This window comes from Streptomyces sp. NPDC043878, from assembly GCF_056435735.1.
Map to the genome: position 1 here is coordinate 64,548 of NZ_JBWKDW010000004.1, position 25,236 is coordinate 89,783.

Here is a 25,236-nt window from a genome sequence, read left to right on the forward strand (position 1 = left end):
CGTACGCCCGCGCGTACGGGGTCAGTGGCGCGGTGGACCCGACACCAGGTGCAGACGCAGAGCGAGTTGGATCTCCAGGGCGCGGGCGGGGCTCTGCCAGTCGTCACCGAGCAGGCGTCCCACCCGCTCCAGGCGCTGTGCGACCGTGTTGACGTGGACGTGCAGCTCGTCCTTCGTGCGGGCGGGGCTCATCCCACAGGCGAAGTACGCGTCGAGAGTGCGGACCAGGTCGGTGCCGCGCCGCTCGTCGTAGGTGACGACCTGGCCGATCGTGCGGTCGACGAAGCCGGAGATGTCCCGGTCACCGGCCAGCAGGAGCCCCAGGAAGCCGAAGTCCTCGGCGGCGGCCCCGTCGCCGGAGCGGCCCAGCAGCCGCAGGGCGTCCAGACAGCGCCGGCCCTCCTCGTAGGCGGCGGCCACGGCGTCCGGCCGGTCGGCGAGTCTCCCGACGGGGGCGGAGGCGCCGACGGTGACCGGCTCGTGGACGGCGGTGCCGAGCCGGCGGGCGGTGGCGCGCGCCAGCTCCGTCGCGCTGTCTCCCGTGGGCAGGGGCAGCAGCAGGACGGTGCCGCCGTCCCGCGCGGCGGCCAGGCCCCGCCGGGTCGCGGCGAGGTGCGAGGCGGCCGACCACAGACGTCTGCGGGCCGCCGCCTCCTGGTCGGCGTCCGCGGCCGCGCCGTCGAGCCGGGCGGCGAGCACCACATGCGTGGCGTCGAGGTCGGCGCGCAGCCGGGCGGCGCGTTCGCGCAGCAGGCGCGGGTCCCGGTCGCGGGCGTCCAGCAGGTCGTCCAACAGCTCGCCGCGCACCCTCTGTTCGGCCTCGGCGGCGGACCGCCTGGCGAGCAGGAGGAGCGAGGTGACCATCGCGGCCCGCTCCAGCGTGCGCTGGTCGACGGGGTCGAGCTCGGGGTGACCGCGCAGCACCAGCGCGCCGAGCAGTTCCCCGCCGGCCGCCACGGCGGCGATCCAGTCGTGGCCGTGCCGCACCGCGTGTCCTTCGGCGCGGGACGCCTCCAGGGCCCGCGCGGGCGCGGTGTCCGCCTCGGTGAACTCGACCGTGCTGTCCAGGACCGCGGAGACCGCGGCGGCCACGTCGTGCACGCCGCCGCCGCGCAGGACCAGTTCGGCGAGCCGGTCGTGGACGTCGGAGGCGCGCTCGATGACACCGCTGCGGTCCCGGATGATCTCGTTGGCCCGTTCCAGGCCGGCCAGGGCGGAGCGGGTCTCGGTCAGCAGGTTGGCGGTGTCGATGGCGGCCGCGGCCAGCGCGGCGAACGAACCGAGCAGGGCGATCTGTTCGCGTTCGAAGACCCGGGCCCGCCGGTCGGCCGCGAACAGGACGCCGATGACGTGGTGCCCCAGCGTCAGCGGCACGCCGAGGATGGCGACCAGTCCCTCGTCCCGTACGCCCGAGTCGATGGGCAGGGTGTGCTGGAAGCGGTCGTCCTTGAAGTAGTCGTCGGTGACGTACGGGCGGGCCGTCTGGGCGACGAGGCCGCCGAGCCCCTCGCCCATGCCGAGCCGCAACTGCTGGAAGCGGGCGGCGACCGAGCCCTCGGTCACCCGCATGTAGGTGTCGCCGCGCGCCGGATCGTTGAGGCTGAGGTAGGCGACGTCCGTGCCGAGCAGGGAGCGGGCCCGCTGCACGATCGCCTGGAGCACCGCGTCCAGGTCGCGCAGGCCGGCCAGGTCGTGGGCGGTCTCGAACAGCGCGGACAGCTCCGCCTCCCGCCGGCGCCGCCCCTCCAGCTCGGCGCGGACGCGCAGCGCGAGCAGCTTGGCCTGTTCCAGCGCGGCGATCCGTTCGGCGGGCCGGCCCTCGGCGCGGGCCAGCAGCACCGGCTGCTCGTAGGCTTCGGCGGACGCGCCGCGGGCCAGCAGTTCGAGGAAGGGCGTCTCGGCGCCACCGGGCACCGGTTCGGCGCCGGTCAGCGCCCGGACCCGGGCCGCGGGCGCCGGGACGGGGGCCGCGGCGCGGGTGGTGAGACGCTCGGCGGACTGCACGTGATCGCTGGACATGCTCACAGGATCACCCATCCCTCGCTCGGCCCGTCAGCCCTGTGGACAACTTCGGCGGGCCACCCCGGCGGCCGCCTCAGTGGGCGGTCCAGCCGCCGTCGAGGACGAGGGAGGTTCCGGTCACGAACGAGGCGTGCGGGCCGCACAGGTACGCCACGGCCTCGGCCACCTCCTCCGGTTCGATGAGCCGCTTGACGGCGGTGTCCTGGAGCAGCACCTCGGTCAGCACCCGTTCCTCCGGGATGCCGTGGGTGCGGGCCTGATCGGCGAGCTGCTTCTCGACCAGGGGGGTGCGCACATAGGCGGGGTTCACACAGTTCGACGTCACGCCATGGGGGGCGCCTTCGAGGGCGGCCGTTTTCGACAGCCCCTCCAGGCCGTGTTTGGCCGCCACATAGGCCGACTTGTAGGCCGAGGCGCGGAGCCCGTGGACGGAGGACACGTTGACGATGCGGCCCCACTGCTGGCCGTACATGTGGGGCAGGGCGCCGCGGATGAGGCGGAACGGTGCCTCCAGCATCACGGTGAGCACCGTGTGGAAGACCTCGGGGGGGAACTCCTCGATGGGCCGCACCAGCTGCAGCCCGGCGTTGTTGACCAGGACGTCGGTGCCCGCGGCGGCGAGTTCGGCGGCCTCGAGGTCGGTCAGGTCGAGCACGTGCGGCTCGACGACGCCCGCGAGACCGCCGGCGGCTCCGGCGAGTTCCGCCAGGCCGGCCGCGTCCCGGTCGACCGCTCTCACCTTGGCACCGGCGGCGGCGAGCCGCAGCGCGCAGGCCCGGCCGATACCGCCGGCGGCACCGGTGACCAGGGCGGTACGGCCGTCGAGGTCGAGCGAGGGGGTGTGGGGGGCCGGGTGGGGGCTGCTCGGGGTCATGGATCGAGCCTAGGCAGCACCCCGGCCGGACCACATGTGGTCACAGCCCATACTTCAGCTGGAACTCGTAGGGTCGAACCATGTGGGTGCGTCAGACAGTGCCTGCTTGATCCGCTGGCGCCCGAAGTCGTTGAGGTCCGGCAGCGCGTCCACCTCGAACCAGCCCACCTCCAGCGACTCGTCGTCGTTGACCCGGGCCTGCCCACCGACGGCCCGGCAGCGGAACGAGATGTCCATGTACTGGCACATGTCGCCGTTGTCGTAGGTGACGGGCTTGAGCGCCTGGACGACGATCACCCGCTCGACGACGGCCCGCACCCCGGTCTCCTCGTGGATCTCGCGCACGGCGCAGGCCGCCGGCTGCTCCCCCGGCTCCGGAATACCGCCGATCAGCGCCCACTGTCCGGTGTCGGAGCGGCGGTTCAGCAGCACGCGGCCCTCGTCGTCGAAGACGACGGCACTGACACCGGGGAGCCAGAGCAACTGATGCCCGGCGTAGGCGCGGAGCGTCTGGATGAAGTCGGGGGTAGCCATGCCCCCGACCCTAACCGGCCGGTCGGGCCGCCCCCGTCACAGCGCTGGGGGCGTTCGCCCGGCGTACGGCTACGCGTCGCGGGCGCGCCGCCCGCGCACGCCGGAGGCGATCGCCCAGCCCAGCCCGCCGGCGGCGACCAGCACCAGGGCGATCTCCGGCAGGATCCCGAGCCGGGTGGCCGGTGTCTGCGACGACCGCAGCGGCACCTTCTGCACCAGCGAGTCGGCCACGAACATGCCGGTCCGCTGCGTGATCCTGCCGTCCGGCATGATCATCGCGCTGACGCCGCTGGTCACCGGCACCGTCACGGTCCGGCTGTGCTCGACCGCACGCACCCGGGACATCGCGAGCTGCTGGTAGGTCATCTCGCTGCGGTCGAAGGTCGCGTTGTTGCTCGGCACGGAGATCAGCTGCGCGCCGTCGGTGACCTCGGAGCGCACGGCCCAGTCGAAGGCGGCCTCGTAGCAGGTGACCAGGCCGACCTTGGCGCCGTCCATGTCGAAGACACCCGGCTCGGTGCCCCGGCTGAAGTCCTGGCGGACCATCGAGGTCCAGTTCTTGTTGATCGCGCCGAGCAGGGAGCGCAGCGGGAGGTACTCGCCGAAGGGCTGGATCTGCCGCTTGTCGTAGGTGTCCACGGGCCCCTTCGCCGGGTCCCACAGGATCTGCTCGTTGTACAGCTTGCCGTGCTTCTCGACGACTCCGCCGACCGAGACGGGAGCGCCGATCGCCTTCGCCGCGCCGTCGATGACCGCGCGCGCGTCGGGATAGGCGAAGGGGTCGATGTCGGAGGAGTTCTCGGGCCACAGCACGATGTCGGGCCGGGCGACCCGGCCCGCCGCGACCTCGGCGGCCAGTCGCCGCGTCTCCCGCGCGTGGTAGTCGAGCACGGCCCGCCGCTGGGCGTTGAACTCCAGCCCGGAGCGGGGCACGTTGCCCTGGATGACCGCGACGGTCACGGTGCCGTCCTGGGCCTTGTCGCTGACCAGGCCGCGGGCGGCCACGGCTCCCACCACCGGCACGGCGACGCTCAGCAGGGCGACCGCCGCGGCCGAGCGCCGGACGACGCGGGTGCGGCGCGCCCGCACCGCCAGCCGGACGAGCTCGCACAGGCCGAACCCGCACAGGACGACGGCGAAACCGAGCACGGGGGTGCCGCCCACCGCGGCGAGCGGCAGGAAGACGCCGTCGGCCTGACCGAACGCGATCTTGCCCCAGGGGAAGCCGTTGAAGGGCGCCCGCGCGCGCGCCGCCTCGCCGGCGATCCACACCGCGGCCGCCCACACCGGCCGGCCGGGCAGCTTCGAGACGGCCGTGATACCCGCGCCGACCAGCGCGATGAAGACCGCCTCCACCGCCACGAGCGCCAGCCAGGGACCGGAGCCGACCTCGACCCCGGTCCACACCAGGAGCGGCAGCAGGAAGCCGAGGCCGAAGAGGTAGCCGAGACCGAGGCCCGCCTTCCAGCTCCGGCCGCGCAGCACCCAGCCGAAGGCGGCGAAGGCCGGCAGGGCCAGCCACCAGAGGGTGCGGGGCGGGAAACTGACGTAGAGCAGCACTCCGGAGAGCGCCGCGACGGCGGCCGGGACGAACCGCGTGAGCCGCGACCCGCGTGTCGCGGGCTCGCTCGACGGTTCCAGCTGGTCCGATTCGTCCACGGAGGTTGCGGTGACGGTCACTCCGGGAGTGTACGGCCGGTGACCTTGGCGCCGACAGCGACGTCCACGGGGCAGGCGGTGGCCGGTGTCCGTGCCGCCGGCGCGTCGTTCCCGCGCGGCCCGGTCCAACGCATCCACAAACCGCCCATCGGCGGCTACCGTGGCGCCGGAGCCTCGGTCACGGTGATCGTCCGCCCCTCTGAGCCGGGAGGAGACGCGGCGGCCGGCCGGGCACGGTCAGTGCGTGGCGCCGGGCGTGCTCGGGCGCAGTCGGTCCCTGATGACGCGTACGGCGGCCTCCGCGTCGTCCACCGTGATCGTGAACGTGTGCCCGTCCCACAGGCTCAGCATCAGGCCCTCGCCCCGCCGTACGACGACCGCGGTGCCCTTCTCGGGCAGCCAGCGGTAGCCCCAGCCGCCCCAGTGGCGGGGGGTGACGAGCGCGACGAACTCGGCGCCGGTCACCTGGGCGAGCGGGATGCGGCGGCGCGGAACACCGATGTGGCCGCAGCGCACCTCCAGGCAGTCCCGGTCGACCTTGAGCGCGACATGGACGAAGGCGAGGGTGCCGAACAGCACCAGCACTCCGGCCGCGATGCAGCCGACGACGGACATGACCAGGGGGGCGATGCCCGAGGTCCATGTCGAGTCGACGGCCAGTTCGACGCCGAGCGCCAGGCAGGCGGCGCCGACGAGCGCGAGCAGCCACTGGACCCGGTTCGTGGCGCGGCCGGTCCAGACGTCGGGGTGGGGGGCGTGCTCACCGCGGGGGTGGGTGCCGGGGAGGTGCTCGCCGTGGGGGTGGTCCCTCATGCCTACGACAGTACTCAGGTTTCGCTCTGCGGGCAGTACCTCGCGGAGAGTGACGCTTTCCGTGCCGCCGCTGCCGCAGGGAGCCCCGGCGGGGTGACGCTCGGTCAGCGGGCGGGGGTGACCGCCTGGAGGAGCCGGCCTTCCTCGTAGGCCAGGGCGGCGGCGGGCAGCGCGCCCTCGCGTCCGCTCAGCAGGACCGTCAGACCGCCGTCGGCGGCGGATCGGGGCGAGGTCGGCTCGCCGAGCCGGCGCAGGGCCTGGGCGGCCACCGCGCCCGCCGAGCCGTGCAGGACGAGCGGCGGGAAGCCGGGGCGCTGCACGGCGGCGCGGATGCGTTCGGCGACCAGCTCGTAATGGGTGCAGCCCAGGACGACGGTCGTGACGTCCTCGGGGGTCAGCGCGGCGGCCGCGGCGACGGCGGCGGTGATCGCACCCTCGTCCGCGTGCTCCACGGCCTCGGCGAGCCCGTGGCAGGGCACCTCGGTGACCGGCACGCCGTCGGCGAACTCGTCGATGAGGTTGCGCTGGTAGGGGCTGCCCGTGGTGGCCGGCGTCGCCCAGATCGCGAACGGTCCGCCGCCGGCGGCGGCCGGCTTGATCGCCGGGACCGTGCCGATGACGGGCAGAGCGGGTTCGAGGTGGTCGCGCAGGGTGGACAGGGCGTGCACGGTCGCGGTGTTGCAGCCGATGATCAGGGCGTCCGGAGCGTGGGCGGCGGCGGCCTCGGCCACGGCCAGGGCGCGCCGGGTCAGGTCCTGCGGGGTGCGCGGTCCCCAGGGCATCCCGTCGGGGTCCAGGGAGAGCACCAGATCGGCGTCGGGGCGCAGGCGCCGAACGGCGGCGGTGGCCGCCAGCAGACCGATTCCGGAGTCCATGAGCGCGATCTTCACCCGGCCACCATAGACGATGGCCCCTTCCGGGCAGCCCTCGTGGGGCAGACTGCGCGCGTGAGCGCCATCGTGTGGATCGCCGCCGGATCACTCGCCGCCTGGCTGTGGCTGCTGCTCTGCCAGGGCTTCTTCTGGCGCACTGACGTCAGGCTGCCACCCCGCGGCGAGCCCGCGCGGTGGCCCTCGGTCTGTGTGGTCGTACCGGCCCGCGACGAGGCGGAGGTGCTGCCGGCCTCGCTGCCCTCGCTGCTGGCGCAGGACTACCCGGGGCGGGCGGAGGTCTTCCTCGTCGACGACGGCAGCGCCGACGGCACGGGGGACCTCGCGCGGGAACTGGCGCGGCGCACCGGCGGGCTGCCCCTGACCGTGGCGTCTCCGGGCGAGCCGCCCGCGGGCTGGACCGGCAAGCTCTGGGCGGTGCGGCACGGCATGGGCCTCGCCCGGGCGCGGGACCCCGAGTACCTGCTGCTGACGGACGCCGACATCGCGCACGCGCCCGACAGCCTGCGGGAACTGGTCGCGGCGGCGGACACCGGCGGCTTCGACGTCGTCTCCCAGATGGCCCGACTGCGGGTGGAGAGCGGCTGGGAACGGCTGGTCGTGCCGGCGTTCGTCTACTTCTTCGCCCAGCTGTATCCGTTCCGCCGGATCGGCAGGGTGGGGACCCGGACGGCGGCCGCGGCGGGCGGCTGCGTCCTGCTCGGCGCGCGGGCGGCCGAGCGCGCGCGGATTCCCGACGCCATCCGGCAGGCCGTGATCGACGACGTGGCGCTCGCGCGGGCCGTGAAGGGCGGCGGTGGCCGGGTGTGGCTGGGGCTGGCCGAGCGGGTGGACAGCGTGCGGCCCTACCCGCGGCTGGGCGACCTGTGGCGGATGGTGTCGCGCAGCGCGTACGCGCAGTTGCGGCACAGTCCCCTGCTGCTGGCCGGGACGGTCGCCGGGCTGGCGCTGGTCTACCTGGTGCCGCCGGTGGCGCTGGTGGCCGGTGCGGCCGCCGGAGACGCGACGGCGGCCGCGGTCGGGGGGTCGGCCTGGCTGGTGATGACGGCGACGTACGTCCCGATGGTCCGCTACTACCGGCAGCCGCTGTGGCTCGCGCCCCTGCTGCCGTTCACCGCCTTCCTCTACCTCCTGATGACGGTGGATTCCGCGGTGCAGCACCACCGGGGGCGCGGGGCGGCCTGGAAGGGCCGCACCTACGCCCGCCCGGACGCGGTCGCCGGCGACGAGGTCTGAGCGCTCACTTCCTGCCGGGTGTCCAGTTCATGCCCCAGCCGTAGACGCGGTCGACGGTGCGCTGCGGGCTCACCCCGCGCTCGGGCACCAGGTAGCGGGCCTCCCGCTGTACGACCAGGTCGCTGCCGGTGTTGGTGATCAGGGCGAGCGCGCACACGGTCGAGGGGACCGTGCACTCGTCGAGCGAGAAGTCGACCGTGGCGCCGTACTGCGGCTGGAGGGTGACCGTGGCGTGCAGGTCGGCGAAGGAGCGGGCGCCCTCGTAGATGGTGACGAAGACGAGGATGCGGCGGAAGTCCCGGGCGTGGTCGAGGTTGACGGTCAGGTTCTCGCCGTCGGCCACCGCTCCGGTGCGGTCGTCGCCGTCGAGATGGACGTACGGCGGGTGCTGGAGCGACCCGAAGGCGTTGCCGAGTGCCTGGACGACTCCCTTGCGGCCGTCGGAGAGTTCGTACAACGCGCACAGGTCCAGGTCGAGGTCGGCGTGCATGGCGACGGCCCGGCCGCGTTTGCTGCCCCATCCCGAGAACTGCTTGCGCACCTCCCAGTTGAGGTTCACGCGCAGGGCGCCCGAGGTACCGCCCTGCTTGGTCAGCGACACGGAGGGCGCGGCCTTGGTGAGCGTGACCTTGGTCAGCCGCACGGGTGCGGCGGGGGGTGCCTGCGGCGGGGGCGGCGGTGCCACGGGCGGCCGCGTGGTCGGCGGCGGTGCCACGGGCGGCACGGTCGCCGGGGGTGCCGCCGGCGGTGGAAGGGGGGCCGGGGGCGCCGGTGCGGTCGCCGGCCGGGGGGCCGGGGGCGCCGGTGCGGTCGCCGGCCGGGGGGCCGGGGGCGCCGGTGCGGGAGGGGCCGCGTGCTGCGGTTCGTCCACCGTGATCCCGAAGTCCCTGGCCAGGCCCTCCAGTCCGCTGTCGTAGCCCTGGCCCACGGCACGGAACTTCCAGGCGCCCTGGCGGCGGTAGAACTCGCCGAGCACGAAGGCCGTCTCGACCGTGGCGCCGGTGCTGTCGAAACGTGCGGCGACCGTGTCCCGCGCGGCGTCCCGGACCTCGATGTACAGCTCGGGGATCTGCGCGAACGTACCGCCGTCCGCGGAGGCGGCGAGGACCACCGTGTCGACGGCGGGCTCCACGCGCGCGAGGTCGACGAGGAGGGTGTCGGTCACCCTGCCGGCGTCGACGCGCTTGCCCTCGTGCCGGACCGCGCCGGAGGAGTGCGCGGGCTGGTTGTAGAAGACGAAGTCACCGTCGGAGCGGACCTTCCCCCCGACCAGGACCAGGGCCGAGGCGTCCGCGTCGGGCACGCCCGGTGCGGTGCGCCAGCCCATTTCGACGCGCAGTGCCGTCGTCGGCACCGGAGCGTTGGATCCCTTCGGCATTGACATGTCCGCCCCCATCACGGGTCACCGGGCCGGCCCGGTGACGGCTGCCCTTCGGTTTACTTCCGCCGCCCAACCTATTCGCAGCGACGGCGAACTCCCATGAGAGGCGCAAAGAGAACGCGGAGGAAGCAGTGGTCAACCGCCGGTAACCACTCGGGAACCGGGCATTTACATGATCCGAACGCAGCTCAGCGCCCCTTTTTGCCAAGTTCGCTCGCATTGGGGATCCCACATCACGCCGGACACGGAAAACAACCCTCTTATCGGTCTCCCCAACCAGCACATCGTGGGCTTAACTTATGTGCCATGACCTCCCCCCGCTCCACTTATGGCGGCGGCTACTACTCCGCCTCCTTCCCGGACACCCCGATCTACGACTCGCTCGTGGCCGAGCGGGGCACCCCGCAGATCGCTCCGATCCGGGTCCCCGCCGCGTACGACACGGGTGGTTACCTGCCCGCGCTGCCGTCGGCACTGCCCGCCCTCCCGGCGGCTCCCTCCCAGCCCTCCTACGGCTACCAGCAGGTGCAGCAGGTCGCCCCGCTCCAGCAGGCGCCCGCCGCGTACATCCCGCAGCAGGCCGCCGCACCGCGCGGTTACCCCGGCCCGCAGCAACAGCAGCCGCGACAGCCGGGTCCCGGCACGGGCTACGAGGCGATGCGCCCCGCTGCTCCCCGGCCCGCTCCAGCCCCTTACCAGGATCCGTACGGCAACCAGCAGCAGTATCGCGGCTACTGATCGGCCCTCGGCACCGACGGCGCCGCCTGGCACGATGGAGCCATGGGGAACGCGCAGCTGCAGTCGATTCATCTTCACCCGGTCAAGGCGTTCCGGGGCCTGGCGCCCCGGGAGGCCGTCGTGGAGCCCTGGGGGCTGGCCGGAGACCGGCGCTGGGTACTGATCGACGACGGGGGAAAGGTCGTCACACAACGTCAGAAGGCGCATCTGGCACTGGCCGCCGCCGAGCTCCTGCCCGACGGCGGCCTCCGTCTGTCCGCGCCCGGTATGGAGCCGCTCGCCGTGCCCGTGCCGGAGGCGGCCGCCACGGTGTGGGTGGACATCTTCGGCGACAAGGTAGAGGCAGTGCCCGCACAGGCCGCCGCCGCGCACGCCTGGTGCAGCGAGTACACCGGCGCGCAGGTGCGCCTCGTGCACATGGACGACCCCGCCACGCGGCGGCCCGTCGACCCCGGGCACGCGCTGCCCGGTGAGACCGTCTCCTTCGCGGACGGCTACCCGCTGCTGCTCACCACGGCCGCCTCACTCGACGCGCTCAACTCCCTGATCGCGGAGGGCGACCACGCCGAAGAGGGCCCGCTGCCCATGAACCGGTTCCGGCCGAACGTGGTCGTGGCGGGCACCGACCCCTGGGCCGAGGACGACTGGTCACGGGTCGCCGTCGGCGACGTCACCTTCCGGGTCGCCAAGATGTGCGGCCGGTGCGTCGTCACCACGACCGACCAGGCCACCGCCGGACGCGGCAAGGAGCCCCTGCGCACCCTGGGGCGCCACCGCCGGTTCGGAAGCATGCTGGTCTTCGGGCAGAACCTGGTCCCCGAGTCCTCCGGCACCATCCGCGTCGGCGATCCGGTCACCGTCCTCGGCTGAGGCACCCGCGAGGGGCTCTCCGGTTCCCGGCCGGCCGCCCCTGTCCGGGCCGGGCCCGCGGGAACCCCTTTCGGGGGCCCGCTCGTTGGGATCCGTGCGGGGTCCGCCATGGTCCCGGTCCGGTGACTTCGCTCTCTCTTCACCGGTCCCACGGCGGAACGACTCCGCGACGGGTTATCACGGAGCGGGAAGGGGGTGCGGGCCGGTGCGAGCGATCAGCGGACTCTGGCGCTGGCGGCACAATCCGCTGCGCCGTACGACCGACCTGGCCGAGGCCTGGGTCGCACTGCTCGCCCTGCTGCTGATCCTGGTCGTGGCACCGGTGCTGGGCTCCCTGGTGGGCACCGTCGCCCAGGGCGTCCTGCAGCGGTCCGTGCGGGAGCAGACCCACTCCCGCCATCTGGTCACCGCCACCGTGCTCCGCCGACTCGACCGCTCCCCGCTGGAGGCGGATCCGGAGACCTCCTCCGGGCGGGACGTGCGCAGCCGGGTCCTCGCCGGGTGGACCGCGCCGGACGGCACCCGGCAGCACGGACCGGCCATGGCCGAGCTCAAGTCCCCGCACCGCGGTGACCACTTCACGCTGTGGACCGACCCGCACGGCCGGCTGGTGGCCCGCCCGCTGGACTCGGCGACGGCGACGACCCACGCCGTCCTCGCCGGGGTGGGCACGGCCCTGCTGGTGGTGGCCCTGGTCGAGGGGTGCAGACGGCTGGTCCTGTGGCACATAATCCGCCGCCGGTACGCCCGTTGGGACCAGGCCTGGGAGCGGGCGGGCCCCGACTGGGGCCGGACCGGCACCGGCAGCTGACGGCCTTCCCACTCTGGTCAACCCACCGCCCGCGCGCACGCTACGGTGGACCGGCCGAGTTCTTCGGCATCAACCCGCGTACCACGAGGTGGGGGCACGGCAACGCCATGGCACAGGGCACGGTCCAGGTGACGCACACCGGCACATCGCGGTGGCGCCGCCGCACAGGTGAGTACGCATCGCTCGCCGCCGCCCTGGAGGCCGCGGCCGACGGCGACGTCCTCACCGTCGCGCCCGGCACGTACCGCGAGAACCTCGTGGTGGAGCGTGCGGTGACCCTGCGCGGCCCCGAGGGCTCCGCCGGTTCGGTGCGGATCGCGCCCGTGGACGGAGTGCCGCTGACCGTGTGCGCCTCCGCGGTGGTGCAGGACCTGCACGTGGAGGGCCAGGACTCGGCCGCCCCCGCGCTGCTGGTGGAGGCGGGCACACCGGAGCTTCTGGACGTGCGGATCGTCACGCGGTCCGCGGCCGGCATCGAGGTGCGGTCGGGCGCCCGCCCGACGGTGCGGCGGTGCACGGTCGACAATCCGGCCGGCATCGGTATCGCCGTACTCGACGGCGGCGGCGGGGTGTTCGAGGAGTGCGAGGTGGTCGCGGCCGGCCAGTCGGGGGTCGCGGTGCGCGGCGGCGCGCATCCCCGCCTGGAGCGCTGCCGGATCCACCACACCTCGGGCGCGGGTCTCACGGTGACCGGTGAGAACTCGGCGCTGGAAGCGGTGGGTTGCGAGATCTACGAGGTCAGGGGCAGCGGCGTCCAGATCACCGGACGGGCCACCGCGCACCTCACCGACTGCGACGTGCACCGCACCACCGCCGACGGCGTCACGCTCGACACCGACGCGGTCCTCACGCTGGCCGACTGCCGCATCCACGACATCCCGGAGAACGCGGTGGACCTGCGTTCCCGCTCGGTGCTCACACTGACCAGGACGACGGTGCGTCAGTTCGGCCGCAACGGACTGTCGGTGTGGGACCCGGGCACCCGTGTGGACGCCAACCAGTGCGAGATCTTCGACAGCACGGGCGACTACCCCGCGGTCTGGGTCAGCGACGGCGCCACCGCGGTCCTGGAGTCCTGCCGGGTGCACGACGTGCCGGACGCCCTGTTCGTCCTGGACCGCGGCTCCCGCGTCGACGTCGTCGACAGCGACCTGTCCCAGGTGCGCAACACGGCGGTGTCGGTGAGCGACGGCGCCACCGCCCAGCTCGACGACTGCCGTATCCGGGAGGCGGCCACGGGTGCCTGGTTCCGCGACCACGGCAGTGGCGGCACCCTCAGCAACTGCAGTGTCGACGGCACCCAGACCGGAGTGATCGTCACCAAGGGCGCCGACCCGACGATCGAGCGGTGCACGGTCGACGCCCCCGCCGAAGCGGGCTTCTACGTCTCGGCCGGCGGCCGCGGCAGCTTCCTGAACTGCCGGGTCACCGGCAGCGGCGGGTACGGCTTCCACGTCCTCGACGGCTGCCGTACGACGCTGAAGAAGTGCCGTACCGAGCGCTGCGCGCGCGGCGGGTACGAGTTCGCGGAGGCCGGCCCGGACGGCGCGTCCGGTGTGGGCCCCGTCGTGGAGGACTGCACGAGCGACGAGAGCGCGGGGCCACGGCCGCCGGCGGCGCCGCAGACCGCCGTACAGACGACCGCGCAGACGCCCGGGCTGCTGGGCGCGATCCCCGGTCAGCGCACCACCGAGCAGGAGCCGCTCGCGGGACCGGCCGGCCCCGAGCCGGCGCGCAGCTCGAAGGACGTCCTCGGCGAGCTCGACGCGCTGGTGGGGCTGGACAGCGTCAAGCGTGAGGTGCGGGCGCTCACCGACATGATCGAGGTGGGCCGGCGCCGCCAGCAGGCCGGCCTCAAGGCGGCCTCGGTCAAGCGCCATCTGGTCTTCACCGGCTCCCCCGGCACCGGGAAGACGACCGTGGCCCGTCTCTACGGCGAGATCCTTGCCTCGCTCGGCGTGCTGGACAAGGGCCATCTCGTGGAGGTGTCCCGCGTCGACCTGGTCGGCGAGCACATCGGCTCCACCGCGATCCGCACCCAGGAGGCCTTCGACCGGGCGCGCGGCGGGGTGCTGTTCGTCGACGAGGCGTACGCGCTGTCCCCGGAGGACTCCGGCCGCGACTTCGGCAAGGAGGCCATCGACACGCTCGTGAAACTGATGGAGGACCACCGCGACGCGGTCGTGGTGATCGTCGCGGGTTACACGGCCGAGATGGAGCGTTTCCTGTCGATCAACCCGGGTGTGGCCTCACGCTTCTCACGGACGATCACGTTCAGTGACTACCGGCCCGAGGAACTGCTGCGGATCGTGGAGCAGCAGGCCGAGGAGCACGAGTACCGGCTGGCGCCCGGCGCCGGCGAGGGCCTGCTGAAGTACTTCACGACGCTGCCCAAGGGCCCCGCGTTCGGCAACGGCCGCACCGCCCGCCAGACCTTCGAGGCCATGGTGGAGCGGCACGCGAGCCGGGTCGCGCAGTTCGAGGACCCGAGCACGGACGACCTGACGCTCCTCTACGCCGAGGACCTGCCCGAGCTTCCCTGACTCCCCTCGCTCGTGCCCCCGTCGGGAACCGCCCGGTGCCGGGGGCCCGGCAGGTCCGGGCGGAGCCGGGCGAGCAGGCGTTCGCGTTCCTCGGCGAACGCCGGGTCGGCCTGGTAGTCGGAGTGGCCGAGGATCGGCGCCGGCAGGGGATGCAGCGCGGTGCGGCCGTGGGCGAGGGGGTCTTTGAGTGCCTCGCGGTCCACCTCGGGTCCGCAGTCACCGGACAGGCGGACGGGGCCGCCGATCGGGTCGGTGAGGCGGTACAGGTTGCGCCAGCAGTCGACCTCGTGGTGCAGCGAGCTGAGGGCGGCCGGGCCGAAGTGGGCCGGGAACCAGCGGCCGTAGAGGCGTTCCAACGGGGAGCCGTACGTCAGCAGCGCGACCCGTCTGCGGACGGAGGGGTGCAGTTGCCAGGCCGCCGCGGCGGCGAGGACGCTGCCCTGCGAATGGCCGGACAGGACGAGCCGCCCGCCGGTGGCGCGCGTCCAGGTGTCCATCCGCCAGGTCAGGTCGGGCACCGCGCGCTCGGCGTAGCAGGGGGGCGCGAAGGGGTGGGCGGCGCGCGGCCAGAAGGTGCCCACGTCCCAGAGGATGCCGATGGTGCGCCTGGCGGCGGGGTCCTTGTAGGCGCGCCGGCCCCAGGTGACGAACAGGACGAAGCCGACGCCGATCAGCCAGGAGCCCAGGGCCTGCGCGGTCGCGGCGGCGCCGTGGACGAAGGGGTGGGCGTGCCGGGCGGCGCCCGCGGGTGCCCGGCCGGTCGTCAGGGCGCCCACGAGCGCTCCGGCGCCCAGGAGCAGTGTGGCGGTGGACGTGACGGCCGTGATGAGCGGCGCCCGGTCGGTCAGGGTGGCCATGGCCCGTGCCCTGGCGATATGGCGGGTGCGCTGCGGGTCCCGGGGTTCGCCGGGATAGTCCCGTTCCACCGCGGGCAGTTCCGCGCGGCGCAGCAGCCAGGTCCGCCGGGCCAGTCGGCCGCAGAACACGAGGAGCACGGCGAGCAGCGGCGGAAGGACGGACGCCTGCCAGGTCAGCAGGACCGGCGGGCCGTCGAGGGAGGTCCCGGTGCCGTCCAGCCAGTCCGACGTCCGCTGCGCGACGCCCGCGGACATCACGCCGCCCAGCGCGCAGGCCAGCAGGGCGACGGCGGGTCCGCCCAGGCCGCGCAGCGCCGCGCGGGGGTCGGGGTGGGTGCGCTGCAGCAGGCGGGCCACCACGGCGAGGGCGAGGACCACGACGCCCTGGGCCACGGCGAGGGCGCCGAAGGTGGCGTCCCCCGGCAACCGGCCGGTCGATTCCCAGCCCGGACGCTCCCAGCCGGCGTACACCAGGGAGCAGGCGAGCAGGACGACGGCGGCGAGCGGCAGCCGTCGTACGAGGTGCCGGTCGAGTTCCTGGTCGGGGCGCCGCTCGCTGCGGCCGCGGCGGCAGACCACCCACACCACGGCGAAGGCGCCCGCGACCAGGGCCGCGTCCAGGAGCCGGCCCACGGTGTCGAGCAGGGCGGGGCCGCCGGGCCGGCGGTCGAAGCGGGCCGCGGCGGAGCAGACCGCGGCGGCGACCGTGAGCAGGCCCGCGGCGGTGTGGGCGGCGCGCAGCCGGGCCACCAGTCGGCGGCCGTACCAGAAGCCGGGCCTGCTCAGGGCGGTGCGGACGGTCTCCTCGTCGGGTTCGGGCCGGCGCGGCAGCGGCCGCTGGGACTCGTAGGCGCTCCAGGTGCGGTGGGAGAGGTACCACAACAGGCCGGTGAGCCCTGCGGGCAGCAGGGCGGCGAGGGCGAGCCGGCGGCCGGGGCGGCTCCACCAGCCGCCGTCGGAGGAGTCGGGCGACAGGAAGCCCAGCCAGGAGTGGCGCCCGGCGCACGCGCGGGTGCCCGCGCACTGCCAGGCGGTCAGGTCGAGGGCGACCTCGCAGACGGCGGCGACCAGCAGCACGGTCAGGGTCAGGGCGGCGAGCCGCACGAGCAGCCCGTACAGACGCACCGTCCGGGTGCGGCCGCGCGCGGTGGGGCGCATCCAGTGGGCGAGGTTGACGACCATGAAGGGCAGCAGCACCAGCCACAGGGCGCGGGTGCCGTTGCCGGAGGTGAGGTTGCACCAGACGTACGCCTCGGGTACCGGGCGGCCGCGGCGGGCACCCGGTCGGGACTCCGCGTCGGCGTCCCCGGCTCGCCGGAAGACGGCCGCCGTGTCGTCGCCGGTGATCCGCACGGTGCGCGGATCACCGAGCATCTTCTCGGGCGTGGTGCCGCCCACGCCGTGGACCAGGAGTTCCAGGGCGGCTCCGGTCTCCCCGGCCGGCTCGGCGCGGTCGCCCGGTCCGCGGGTCGGGCCATGTTCACGTGCACGTTCCACTGTTCGCACTTCCCCCGTGACGCTCCGTCGGCATCTGCCGTGCGGGCACAAGGATCTCCACCGGAGCGGGGGCGCACACCTCCCGACACGGAATCTCCCCGATCCGTGCGACACGCGGGCGGGGGATGACGCGTTGATGACATGCGCGCGTCCGGCAGTCGGTGGCGCCACCGGCGGCGACCCGTGCAAGGATGGGACGCCCGCGCACCGGAAGCGGGAGGAATGTCCTTGTCGCGGGGGGTGCGCGGAGCGTGTCGGACGGCTTGAGGCGAAAGGACCGGAGCGTACGTGAGTGAGAATCAGAACCTCCTCGCGGAGCAGCGGCGCGCCCTGATCCTGGACGAGGTCCGGCGCCGTGGGGGCGTCCGGGTCAACGAGCTGACCCGCAAGCTCGGCGTGTCGGACATGACGGTGCGGCGCGATCTGGACGCGCTCGCCCGGCAGGGCGTCCTGGAGAAGGTGCACGGCGGCGCCGTGCCGGTGGTCGAGGCGAGCACGCACGAGCCGGGCTTCGAGGCGAAGTCGGGGCTGGAGCTGACCGCCAAGGAGGACATCGCGCGGGCGGCGTCCGAACTGGTCGCGCCGGGCAGTGCCATCGCACTGTCGGGCGGTACGACGACCTTCGCGCTGGCCCATCACCTGCTGGAGGTGCCGGACCTCACCGTCGTCACCAATTCGGTCCGGGTGGCCGACGTCTTCCACGCGGCACAGCGCACCACGGGCCCCCGGCAGGGAGCGGCCACGGTCGTGCTGACCGGTGGCGTGCGCACCCCGTCCGACTCGCTGGTGGGCCCGGTGGCCGACCAGGCGATCGCCGCGCTCCACTTCGACATGCTGTTCCTCGGTGTGCACGGGATATCGGTCGAGGCCGGCCTGTCGACGCCGAACCTCGCGGAGGCCGAGACCAACCGGCGCCTGGTGCAGTCGGCGCGGCGGGTCGTCGTGGTCGCGGACCACACCAAGTGGGGCACGGTGGGCCTGAGTTCGTTCGCGGCCCTGGAGCAGGTCGACACCCTGGTGACGGACGCCGGGCTGCCGGCGGGGGCGCGCGCGGAGGTCTCCGAGCATCTGCGGCGGCTGGTGGTGGCGGGCGAGACCGACGAGGAGCAGACAGCTGACTGACCGTCAGCTAGGGTGACGGGCGCCGGCGGGGTACCGCCCGTGTCCGCCCGCCCGTCCCGCGCCGGGCCGCACACCAGGGGGTTGTGTCCATGGCTCGTCCGCTGCGACCGGTGGGAACCGAGTTCCTCGAGCACGCTCCCGTACGGCTCGTCTTCGCCCGGGAGGTCTCCGTCTCCCCCGAGGCGGTCTTCCACGCCCTCGCCGAGGACGTACCCGGCTGGGCCGAGTGGTTCTCGGCCGTGACGCTCGCCCGGCCGCTCGGTGACGACGGCCGGCGGGAGATCCGGCTCAGGGGCGGTACCCGCTTCGAGGAGACGGTGCTCGTGGCGAAGGAGGCGGAGGTGTACGCCTACCGCGTGGACGCCACCAACGCGCCGGGCCTCCGGGCCCTGGTCGAGGAGTGGCGGCTCACCCCGGCGGGCACCGGCACGCTCGTACGGTGGACGTTCGCGGCCGACGCAGCGGCCCCGCTGCGGCTCGTCCTGCGGCTCGCGCGCGGCGGCATGGGGCGGACCTTCCGGGGCGCGGTGACGGCGCTGGAGCGGCGGCTGGCCGCACGGTGAGTCAGGCGGGCCAGACGCCCGTCCTCAGCAGGGAGCGGATCGCCGCCGCGTACGGCTCGATGTCCAGGCCCTGTTCGGCGAGCCAGGTGTCGGAGTAGTACTTGTCGAGGTACCGGTCCCCCGGGTCGCACAGCAGGGTCACCACGCTCCCGGTGCGCCCCTCGGCCACCATCTCGGCGACGATCTTCAGCGCGCTCCACAGCCCGGTGCCCGTGGAACCGCCCGCCTTGCGGCCGATGGCCTGCTCCAGGGCCCGCACGGCGGCGACGCTCGCCGCGTCCGGGACCTTCATCATGCGGTCGACGGCGCCGGGCACGAAGCTGGGCTCCATCCGGGGCCGGCCGATGCCCTCGATGCGTGAGCCGCAGTCGCACGTGACGTCCGGATCGCCGGTGGTCCAGCCCTCGAAGAAACACGAGTTCTCCGGGTCGGCGACACAGATACGGGTGTCGTACTGCATGTAGTGCACATAGCGCGCGATGGTCGCCGAGGTGCCGCCGGTGCCGGCCGTGGCGACGATCCAAGCGGGTTCCGGGAAACGTTCCAACTCCAGTTGCCTGAAGACGGATTCGGCGATGTTGTTGTTGCCGCGCCAGTCCGTGGCCCGTTCGGCGTAGGTGAACTGGTCCATGTAGTGGCCGCCGGTGTCGGCCGCGAGTGCCGCGGACGCCTCGTACATCCTGCGCGGGTCGTCCACGAAATGGCACCGCCCGCCGTGGAACTCGATGAGACGGCACTTCTCGGCGCTCGTCGTTCGCGGCATCACGGCGATGAAGGGCACGCCGATCAGCTTCGCGAAGTACGCCTCGGACACGGCGGTGGAGCCACTGGACGCCTCGATCACCGGGCGGCCCGGCCTGATCCAGCCATTGCACAGGCCGTAGAGGAACAGGGAGCGGGCCAGCCGGTGCTTGAGGCTGCCGGTAGGGTGGGTCGACTCGTCCTTCAGGTACAGGTCGATGCCCCAGTCGTCCGGCAGGGGGAACCGGAGCAGATGCGTGTCGGCCGAGCGGTTGGCGTCCGCCTGGACCTTTCGGACGGCCTCTTTCAGCCAGCCCCGGTAGGCGCTGTCACTGTGGTCGACATCGAGGGTGGCGCCGGTCCGGGTCTGCTGGGTGGTGCTCACGGCGGGGCTCCTTAAGGCTTCGCGCCGACGACGCGTCGCGTGGCCGACATACCGATCATAGACACCTGCCGCACGCTTCTCACCTGCATAAACACTCCTTTGGGCAGCCCAAAGCCGAGCCTGGGGCGGAACGGCGCACGGATGGGGGGCGCATTCACGCGAGTGCTCCGGACGCCCGCTCTCAGGACGCCGTGCGCACTGGTGCTCGGCCTCCCGGGCGGGCAGACTGCCCGGCGGGACGAAGGTTCCGTCCGGGGCGCACACTGGATCAGGAGACCGGACCACGCGACCGGACCGCTCCGCGAGCCGTATCCCGGCCCGCGGCGGGGAACCGGCGGAGCGACGGGCAAGGGGGCGCAACGGCATGGCGGAGCCGGAGTTCACGGCCACGGGCGTACGGATCGGGAAGCGGCTGCGGTCGCTCACCCGGGCCGGGCAGGTCCGGATCAGTGACGGCAGGCTGGAGTTGCTCACCAGCTACGGCAGCGAGATCGACAGCGCGCCGGTGCAGGCGGTGCGCGCGTCCAAGCCGTGGTTCGCCACCGAGGACCGGGCACAGGCCGACCTCAACGGCAACCGCTACCTGCTGACGCTCGGCGACCACGACCCCGCCCCCGGCGAGCCCGGCCCGCCCGCCGCGCGCCGGTTCATCGAGGCCGTCCGCAAGGCGGCCGGCCGGGGCGGCTGAACGGCGCGAGTTGCGGGGCATCGCCCCCTGCGTCACGCTGTTGTCACGTCACTCTGGGTTTACCGGCGATAACGCTGCGAACCAGCCCGCCGGCCACGACAGCAGGCGGCCATGCCACGCACACGTCCTGCTGGATCCCTACTCCGTGTTCTTCCGGGCCTCTTCAGTCGGGGAGTCGCAGCCGTGATCACTCATCCGAACAGGCACTGCGCGGTGGAGCTCCAAGCCCTGCCGTCGCGGATCGGCCAGGTCCGCAGAATCGTATCGGCGCAGCTGCGCTACTGGCATCTGGACCCTCTGATCGACCGGGCCGCGCTCGGTGTGACAGAGCTGCTGACCAACGTCCACCGCCATGCCCAGCCCGACAAGACGTGCACCGTGGAGATCGAGCTGCTGCTCGACCGGCTGATGGTCTCGGTGCACGACCACGACCCGCGTCTGCCGGTCGTGGAGGACCTCGCGGACGCAGCGGACACCGACGCGCTCGCCACCCGCGGACGCGGGCTGGCGATGGTCGCGGCGGTCAGCGAGAGCTGGGGTGTGCGACCGGACGGCGAATCGGGGAAGGTCGTCTGGTTCACGCTGCCGACACCCACGGCCCCACGGCCCGCGGCGGCCCGCCCGCCACGCCGGGTCACCACGGAGAAACCGGTGCACGTCTTCGCGGAGGTCGAGCACGACTTCGACCTGCGCAGGCCCGAACACGCCCCCGCCCGGTCGGCCGTGGCCGGCTGACCGGGCGGTGCCCGAAAGAGCCCGCCCGCCCGTCCCCGGGCGGGTCCTGGGGCTGGGGGCGGGTCCCGACGTTGACGGGCGGGTCCCGACGTTGACGGGCGCGTCCCGACGTAGACGGACACATCCCGCCGTAGACGGACACATCCCGCCGTCGCGTCCCGCCGTAGACGGACACATCCCGACGTCGCGTCCCGCCGTAGACGGACACATCCCGACGTGGACGTGGCGGCCGGGTCGTGGCGGCCGGGGTCGTCACAGCGCGCCGCCCTTTCCGGACGTACGGCCGAACTGCTCGTCCAGGACGGACAGCCGGCGCCAGTACTCGTCCTCGTCGATCTCGCCGGAGGCGAAGCGGCGACCGAGCACGGCCAGGGGCGAGTCGCCGCTCGGGCGGGGGTCGTCGGGCGTCCGCCACGGTCCGCGGCGGACGCGCGGGCCGGTCCGGCGCAGGACGGTCACGGCGCCGGCCACGACGGCCGCCCAGACCAGGGGGAAGAGGAGGATCCACGGGCCGGGGCCGCCGTCCCAGTGGGCAAGTGTCAGCATCTCGAGTCATCTCCCAGGTGGGTCTTCTGGTGCTGTCTCGAGACTCGCGCCGGACAGGGGTCCGGGTCGTCGTGTGTCCGGCGGCAGTACGCGTACCTCCCGGGGAGTACGGCGGCTTCGCGCGGCTGCTCCCCGCCGCGGCCCCGGCCCGCCGGTACGCGCCCGAACGCGCCCGGAGCTCGCCGGCTACCGGCGGTGGGTCACGGAAGGCGCCGGGCGAGGTCGTGCCGTCCGACGTGCGCCACGTTCGCCCGGTCCTCGCTGTCCTGGCTCGGCTGGGCGGCGAACCACGCGTCGAGGATCTCCTTGAGCAGGGGCTCGGACGTCAGGCGCAGACCGAGGGCCAGGACGTTGGCGTCGTTCCAGCGGCGGGCGCCGTCCGCCGTGTACGCGTCCGTGCACAGGGCCGCGCGCACGCCCGGCACCTTGTTGGCGGCGATCGAGGCGCCGGTGCCGGTCCAGCAGCACACGACCGCCTGGTCCGCCGTCCCGGCGGCGACCTCGGCGGCCGCGGCCCGGGAGCAGACGGCCCACCGGGGGTCGTCGCCGGGGTTCAGCGCCCCGTGCGTCGTCACCTCGTGACCGCGGTCGCGCAGGTCGGCGACCAGAGAGCGGGCCACTGGTTCGTCCATGTCCGAGGAAACGGAGATCCGCATGGGGCGAGCGTACTCGGGGCGACACACCGCCACCCCGGACGCGGGCCGGTGTGACGGGATCACCGGTCCACTCCGGACGCGGGCCGGACGCGGTGAGACCGCCGGTTCACCCCGCCACGCCGGTCACGGTCCCGCCGACGGGCCCCGGCACCGGGCCCGGATACCGGCTGGCAACGGCAGCGAAGCAGGCGACGCGCGGGCCCCGGCGGTGGGACCACCGCTTCACCCCCGCACGCCGGTCACCGCCCCCGCCGAGAGGCCCGCACACCGGGCCCGCATTCCGGGACAGCGGCAGCCACGCAGGCGACGCGCGGGCCGATCACGCGGCGAGACGGATGCTTCACCCCTCGCGCACGTCACGGCTCCCGCCGGGAGGGCGCCGCAGCGGGCGGGTGTGGCGGCTGACGACCGCTTCGAGGTAGACGACGTGCGGGCCGGTGAGGCGGCGTAGTTCGGCCGGGGAGCCGATCAGGGCGATCTCGTCGAACTCCGGGTCCCGTCCCTGGGCCGTCTCGGTGGCCACCAGGGCCGCGAACCGTTCGCTCAGCAGTGACGCCGGTCTGCGCGGCGCGAGGTAGTGGACGCCGATCTGGCCGGTCGCCGCCTGCGTGACCAGGCAGCGGGTGAGTTCCGCGGGCTGTGTGGCGTGGCCCGTCTCCTCGGCCAGCTCCAGGGCGGCGTGTCCGCGCAGTGCGGCCTCGTCCAGGGGCTCCCGGCCGGCCGGCGGTTCGACGGACCCGCCGGGCAGCTGCCAGCGGCCGGGGGCGGCGGTGGAGGAGGACATCCGCCCCACCACGACCCGTCCGTCGTCGGTGGGCTGTACGACGCTCACGAAGAGGGACGGCAGCGGGGTGGAGCCCGGTACCCGGCGCAGGGCGAGGTACCGGTAGGTGGTCCGGGACCAGGAGACGACCAGCCCGCCCGGCCCGTCGCGGTCCAGGCCGGCGCAGACCACCACCGGGCCGTCGAACAGACTCGGGTTGGCCGCGACCGCGTCCGCCCACGCTCGGTTCATGGCCGCCCGCTCCCCCTTCCGCAGCAACGGCGCCATCACCTCGACCAGGCGCAGCCGTTCGGGTTCCAGCAGGGCCAAGCCGTCGGATGGCGGCGGTTGTTCACCCACCGCTCAGTGCCCCCAGCGGATCGTCCAGCGCCGGCTGCCACGCCAACTCGGCCGCCCCGACCAGGCTGTTGTGGTCCAGCGTGCACGCCAGGATGGGAACGCCGCCGCTCTGCCCCCACAGGCTGCGGTCGGCGACGACCGCGCGCAGGCGGTCCGGGTCGGCGTCCAGGAGCGTGCGGTGCAGCCCGCCGAGGATGATGCGGTCGGGGTTGAGGATGTTGACCAGGCCGGCGAGTCCGAGGCCGAGCCGGTCGATCAGGGCCTCGACTGCGGCACGCACGGCCGGATCGTCGAACCGGTCGCGGATCAGGTCGTCGGCCTGCTGGAGCAGGGACGGTTCGGGGCCGGGGTCGCGTCCGGCGGCCGTGAGGAGGGCCAGCGGGTCCGCCTCGACGTCCAGGCAGCCGCGGCTGCCGCAGTGACAGGGGCGGCCCTCCGGGTTGACGGTGAGGTGGCCGACCTCCAGCGCCAGGCCCGAACTTCCCGTGTGCAGGCGCCCGTCCAGCACCAGCGCGCCGCCCACCCCGCGGTGCCCGGTGGCCACGCACAGCAGGTCACGGGCGCCTCGGCCCGCGCCGTGCCGGCGCTCGGCGAGCGCGGCGAGGTTGACGTCGTTGCCCGCGAAGGCGGGACCCGTGATCCCGGCCTCGCGCACGCACTCGGCGAAGATCCGGCGCACCGGCGCCCCCACGGGCCACGCCAGGTGCAGCGGGTTGAGGGCCAGCCCGTCGGGTTCGGCGACGGCGGACGGCACGGCGAGGCCGGCGCCGACGCAGCGCCGCCCGGTCGCGCGGAGCAGTCCGGCGCCGGCCTCCACGACGGAGCCGAGGACCTTCGCCGGGTCGGCGTCGACGGTCTCGCAGCCGGGCGCGGTGGCGACGATCCTGCCGCCCAGGCCGACCAGCGCGGCCCGGAACCCGTCGGCGTGCACCTGCGCGGCGAGCACGACCGGGCCGTCCTCGGCGACGGACAGCCGGTGCGAGGGCCGCCCCTGCGACCCGGCGGCCGCGCCGGGCCGGGCGTCGACCCGGATCAGGCCGAGCGCCTCCAGCTCGGCGGCCACGGCGCCGGCCGTCGCCCGGGTCACCCCCAACTCGGCGGTGAGGACGGCACGGGTCGGCGCGCGCCCGGTGTGCACGAGCTCCAACGCGGGACCGAGGGCGCCTCGCCCCCGGTCCAACCGCGCCCTCGAGGTGGTCCTTTCCCCCGGTGTCCGGGGGTCCGCCTTGCCGCTCATGAGGGCGAGTCTCCCATGATCCGAAGTTTCCGTGGCCGCCGCCGCGTCCTACAGTCCGCTCACCCTGAGGGTGATGTTCAGCCGTCCCGTCAGCCCCAACTCGGGCGGCGCGGTGCCCGCGTGCACCCGGGGCACGCCGTGGTGGGCGAGCCGGGACGGTCCCCCGAACACGAACAGGTCGCCGCTGCGCAGTTCGACGTCCGTGTACGGCCGGCCGCGGGTCTCGGGGTTGCCGAAGCGGAAGACGCACGTGTCGCCCAGGCTCAGGGACACCACCGGCGCGGGGGACTTCTCGTCGCTGTCGCGGTGCATGCCCATGCGGGCGTCACCGTCGTAGAAGTTGATCAGTGCGATGTCGTACGGGTCCGGCGGCGCCGCCCGCTCCCCGAGCGTGTCGGTGACCGCGCGGCGGCCCAGTTCGGCCAGCCACGGCGGGAACGGTTTGACCGGGGCGCCGTCGCCGTCGACCACGGTGAGGGCGTAGCCGTACGGATACCAGTGGCGGCCCAGGCAGACCTGGCGGGCGGTCATCGTGCCCCCGCCGGGTGTGCGGACCGTACGCAGTCCGGCCGGCGGGCGTGCCCACTCCCGGCAGGCCGCCAGCAGCTCCCGTTGCCGGCCGGCGTCCAGCCAGTCCGGCAGGTGCACCGCACCGGGGGCGACCTGCGCGCGGGCGCGGGGGAACAGCTCGGCGTCCATGCCTTCCATCCTGCCC

The 25,236-nt window shown here is 74.0% G+C and carries 23 protein-coding genes; 9 read left to right on the top strand and 14 right to left on the bottom strand.

The window, feature by feature from the left end; translation table 11 throughout:
• Positions 1-21: 21 nt before the first annotated feature.
• The 6 genes from AC07AZ_RS08015 to AC07AZ_RS08040 all read right to left on the bottom strand — a co-directional run bounded on the left by AC07AZ_RS08015 (position 22) and on the right by AC07AZ_RS08040 (position 6,792).
• Complete coding sequence (locus AC07AZ_RS08015; protein WP_478844981.1) at positions 22-2,019, bottom strand: helix-turn-helix domain-containing protein; 1,998 nt, start codon at positions 2,017-2,019, stop codon at positions 22-24.
• Positions 2,020-2,095: 76 nt separating this feature from the next.
• Complete coding sequence (locus AC07AZ_RS08020; RefSeq protein ID WP_478844983.1) at positions 2,096-2,896, bottom strand: 3-hydroxybutyrate dehydrogenase; 801 nt, start codon at positions 2,894-2,896, stop codon at positions 2,096-2,098.
• Positions 2,897-2,950: 54 nt separating this feature from the next.
• Positions 2,951-3,430, bottom strand: coding sequence for an NUDIX hydrolase (locus tag AC07AZ_RS08025; protein ID WP_478844985.1), 480 nt, complete (start codon positions 3,428-3,430; stop codon positions 2,951-2,953).
• Positions 3,431-3,499: 69 nt separating this feature from the next.
• Positions 3,500-5,110: an apolipoprotein N-acyltransferase gene (gene lnt / locus AC07AZ_RS08030; protein ID WP_478844987.1), complete on the bottom strand. Its 1,611-nt coding sequence runs from the start codon at positions 5,108-5,110 to the stop codon at positions 3,500-3,502.
• 216 nt (positions 5,111-5,326) lie between these two features.
• Positions 5,327-5,902: a hypothetical protein gene (locus AC07AZ_RS08035; protein WP_478844989.1), complete on the bottom strand. Its 576-nt coding sequence runs from the start codon at positions 5,900-5,902 to the stop codon at positions 5,327-5,329.
• A gap of 104 nt (positions 5,903-6,006) precedes the next feature.
• Positions 6,007-6,792 (bottom strand): glutamate racemase, encoded by a 786-nt coding sequence (locus tag AC07AZ_RS08040; RefSeq protein ID WP_478844991.1) that lies wholly within the window; start codon positions 6,790-6,792, stop codon positions 6,007-6,009.
• A gap of 39 nt (positions 6,793-6,831) precedes the next feature.
• Here AC07AZ_RS08040 and AC07AZ_RS08045 point away from each other — a divergent pair, with 39 nt between their 5' ends.
• Positions 6,832-8,028: a glycosyltransferase gene (locus AC07AZ_RS08045; RefSeq protein ID WP_478844993.1), complete on the top strand. Its 1,197-nt coding sequence runs from the start codon at positions 6,832-6,834 to the stop codon at positions 8,026-8,028.
• A 4-nt stretch (positions 8,029-8,032) separates the two neighbouring features.
• Here the strand turns inward: AC07AZ_RS08045 and AC07AZ_RS08050 are convergent, their stop codons facing one another.
• On the bottom strand, positions 8,033-9,406 hold the full coding sequence (locus tag AC07AZ_RS08050) for a TerD family protein (protein ID WP_478845356.1): 1,374 nt from the start codon (positions 9,404-9,406) through the stop codon (positions 8,033-8,035).
• 309 nt (positions 9,407-9,715) lie between these two features.
• On the opposite strand from AC07AZ_RS08050, the gene AC07AZ_RS08055 reads away from it, so the two are divergent.
• The 4 genes from AC07AZ_RS08055 to AC07AZ_RS08070 all read left to right on the top strand — a co-directional run bounded on the left by AC07AZ_RS08055 (position 9,716) and on the right by AC07AZ_RS08070 (position 14,371).
• Entirely contained in the window at positions 9,716-10,147 is a 432-nt protein-coding gene (locus tag AC07AZ_RS08055) for a DUF6643 family protein (RefSeq protein WP_478844995.1), read from the top strand.
• A 42-nt stretch (positions 10,148-10,189) separates the two neighbouring features.
• Complete coding sequence (locus AC07AZ_RS08060) at positions 10,190-11,017, top strand: MOSC domain-containing protein (protein WP_478844997.1); 828 nt, start codon at positions 10,190-10,192, stop codon at positions 11,015-11,017.
• Between the two features lie 205 nt (positions 11,018-11,222).
• Complete coding sequence (locus AC07AZ_RS08065; RefSeq protein ID WP_478844999.1) at positions 11,223-11,828, top strand: Rv1733c family protein; 606 nt, start codon at positions 11,223-11,225, stop codon at positions 11,826-11,828.
• 107 nt (positions 11,829-11,935) lie between these two features.
• The gene (locus AC07AZ_RS08070; RefSeq protein ID WP_478845001.1) at positions 11,936-14,371 is read left to right on the top strand and encodes a right-handed parallel beta-helix repeat-containing protein; all 2,436 of its coding nucleotides are present in this window, start codon (positions 11,936-11,938) and stop codon (positions 14,369-14,371) included.
• On the opposite strand, the gene AC07AZ_RS08075 is transcribed toward AC07AZ_RS08070, so the two are convergent.
• Entirely contained in the window at positions 14,341-16,725 is a 2,385-nt protein-coding gene (locus AC07AZ_RS08075) for a hypothetical protein (protein WP_478845003.1), read from the bottom strand. The genes AC07AZ_RS08070 and AC07AZ_RS08075 overlap by 31 nt on opposite strands.
• A gap of 288 nt (positions 16,726-17,013) precedes the next feature.
• Between AC07AZ_RS08075 and AC07AZ_RS08080 the strand changes: the two genes are divergently transcribed.
• Together AC07AZ_RS08080 and AC07AZ_RS08085 are read left to right on the top strand one after the other, a co-directional pair.
• Entirely contained in the window at positions 17,014-17,847 is an 834-nt protein-coding gene (locus AC07AZ_RS08080; RefSeq protein WP_478845005.1) for a DeoR/GlpR family DNA-binding transcription regulator, read from the top strand.
• An 89-nt stretch (positions 17,848-17,936) separates the two neighbouring features.
• Positions 17,937-18,410 (top strand): SRPBCC family protein, encoded by a 474-nt coding sequence (locus AC07AZ_RS08085; RefSeq protein WP_478845007.1) that lies wholly within the window; start codon positions 17,937-17,939, stop codon positions 18,408-18,410.
• A gap of 1 nt (position 18,411) precedes the next feature.
• Here AC07AZ_RS08085 and cds1 read toward each other — a convergent pair whose 3' ends face one another.
• On the bottom strand, positions 18,412-19,536 hold the full coding sequence (cds1, locus tag AC07AZ_RS08090) for an L-cysteine desulfhydrase Cds1 (protein ID WP_478845009.1): 1,125 nt from the start codon (positions 19,534-19,536) through the stop codon (positions 18,412-18,414).
• A 364-nt stretch (positions 19,537-19,900) separates the two neighbouring features.
• Here cds1 and AC07AZ_RS08095 point away from each other — a divergent pair, with 364 nt between their 5' ends.
• Complete coding sequence (locus AC07AZ_RS08095; RefSeq protein WP_478845011.1) at positions 19,901-20,224, top strand: hypothetical protein; 324 nt, start codon at positions 19,901-19,903, stop codon at positions 20,222-20,224.
• Between the two features lie 183 nt (positions 20,225-20,407).
• Entirely contained in the window at positions 20,408-20,959 is a 552-nt protein-coding gene (locus AC07AZ_RS08100) for an ATP-binding protein (protein WP_478845013.1), read from the top strand.
• A 252-nt stretch (positions 20,960-21,211) separates the two neighbouring features.
• On the opposite strand, the gene AC07AZ_RS08105 is transcribed toward AC07AZ_RS08100, so the two are convergent.
• The 5 genes from AC07AZ_RS08105 to AC07AZ_RS08125 form a co-directional block, all read right to left on the bottom strand.
• Positions 21,212-21,505, bottom strand: a complete 294-nt coding sequence (locus AC07AZ_RS08105; RefSeq protein WP_478845015.1) for an SHOCT domain-containing protein — start codon at positions 21,503-21,505, stop codon at positions 21,212-21,214.
• Positions 21,506-21,705: 200 nt separating this feature from the next.
• Complete coding sequence (locus tag AC07AZ_RS08110; protein ID WP_478845017.1) at positions 21,706-22,161, bottom strand: RpiB/LacA/LacB family sugar-phosphate isomerase; 456 nt, start codon at positions 22,159-22,161, stop codon at positions 21,706-21,708.
• A gap of 340 nt (positions 22,162-22,501) precedes the next feature.
• Positions 22,502-23,212, bottom strand: a complete 711-nt coding sequence (locus tag AC07AZ_RS08115) for an NUDIX hydrolase (RefSeq protein WP_478845359.1) — start codon at positions 23,210-23,212, stop codon at positions 22,502-22,504.
• Positions 23,213-23,276: 64 nt separating this feature from the next.
• The gene (locus AC07AZ_RS08120; RefSeq protein ID WP_478845019.1) at positions 23,277-24,521 is read right to left on the bottom strand and encodes an ROK family protein; all 1,245 of its coding nucleotides are present in this window, start codon (positions 24,519-24,521) and stop codon (positions 23,277-23,279) included.
• A gap of 48 nt (positions 24,522-24,569) precedes the next feature.
• Complete coding sequence (locus AC07AZ_RS08125) at positions 24,570-25,220, bottom strand: alpha-ketoglutarate-dependent dioxygenase AlkB family protein (RefSeq protein WP_478845021.1); 651 nt, start codon at positions 25,218-25,220, stop codon at positions 24,570-24,572.
• Positions 25,221-25,236 lie beyond the last annotated feature (16 nt).

Excerpts from the sequence above, each read along its gene's own strand:
- AC07AZ_RS08015 (WP_478844981.1), bottom strand. The coding sequence starts at position 2,019 with ATGTCCAGCGATCACGTGCAGTCCGCCGAGCGTCTCACCACCCGCGCC.
- AC07AZ_RS08020 (WP_478844983.1), bottom strand. The coding sequence starts at position 2,896 with ATGACCCCGAGCAGCCCCCACCCGGCCCCCCACACCCCCTCGCTCGAC.
- AC07AZ_RS08025 (WP_478844985.1), bottom strand. The coding sequence starts at position 3,430 with ATGGCTACCCCCGACTTCATCCAGACGCTCCGCGCCTACGCCGGGCAT.
- AC07AZ_RS08035 (WP_478844989.1), bottom strand. The coding sequence starts at position 5,902 with ATGAGGGACCACCCCCACGGCGAGCACCTCCCCGGCACCCACCCCCGC.
- AC07AZ_RS08050 (WP_478845356.1), bottom strand. The coding sequence starts at position 9,406 with ATGCCGAAGGGATCCAACGCTCCGGTGCCGACGACGGCACTGCGCGTC.
- AC07AZ_RS08055 (WP_478844995.1), top strand. The coding sequence starts at position 9,716 with ATGACCTCCCCCCGCTCCACTTATGGCGGCGGCTACTACTCCGCCTCC.
- AC07AZ_RS08060 (WP_478844997.1), top strand. The coding sequence starts at position 10,190 with ATGGGGAACGCGCAGCTGCAGTCGATTCATCTTCACCCGGTCAAGGCG.
- AC07AZ_RS08070 (WP_478845001.1), top strand. The coding sequence starts at position 11,936 with ATGGCACAGGGCACGGTCCAGGTGACGCACACCGGCACATCGCGGTGG.
- AC07AZ_RS08085 (WP_478845007.1), top strand. The coding sequence starts at position 17,937 with ATGGCTCGTCCGCTGCGACCGGTGGGAACCGAGTTCCTCGAGCACGCT.
- AC07AZ_RS08095 (WP_478845011.1), top strand. The coding sequence starts at position 19,901 with ATGGCGGAGCCGGAGTTCACGGCCACGGGCGTACGGATCGGGAAGCGG.
- AC07AZ_RS08105 (WP_478845015.1), bottom strand. The coding sequence starts at position 21,505 with ATGCTGACACTTGCCCACTGGGACGGCGGCCCCGGCCCGTGGATCCTC.
- AC07AZ_RS08110 (WP_478845017.1), bottom strand. The coding sequence starts at position 22,161 with ATGCGGATCTCCGTTTCCTCGGACATGGACGAACCAGTGGCCCGCTCT.
- AC07AZ_RS08115 (WP_478845359.1), bottom strand. The coding sequence starts at position 23,212 with ATGGCGCCGTTGCTGCGGAAGGGGGAGCGGGCGGCCATGAACCGAGCG.
- AC07AZ_RS08120 (WP_478845019.1), bottom strand. The coding sequence starts at position 24,521 with ATGAGCGGCAAGGCGGACCCCCGGACACCGGGGGAAAGGACCACCTCG.
- AC07AZ_RS08125 (WP_478845021.1), bottom strand. The coding sequence starts at position 25,220 with ATGGACGCCGAGCTGTTCCCCCGCGCCCGCGCGCAGGTCGCCCCCGGT.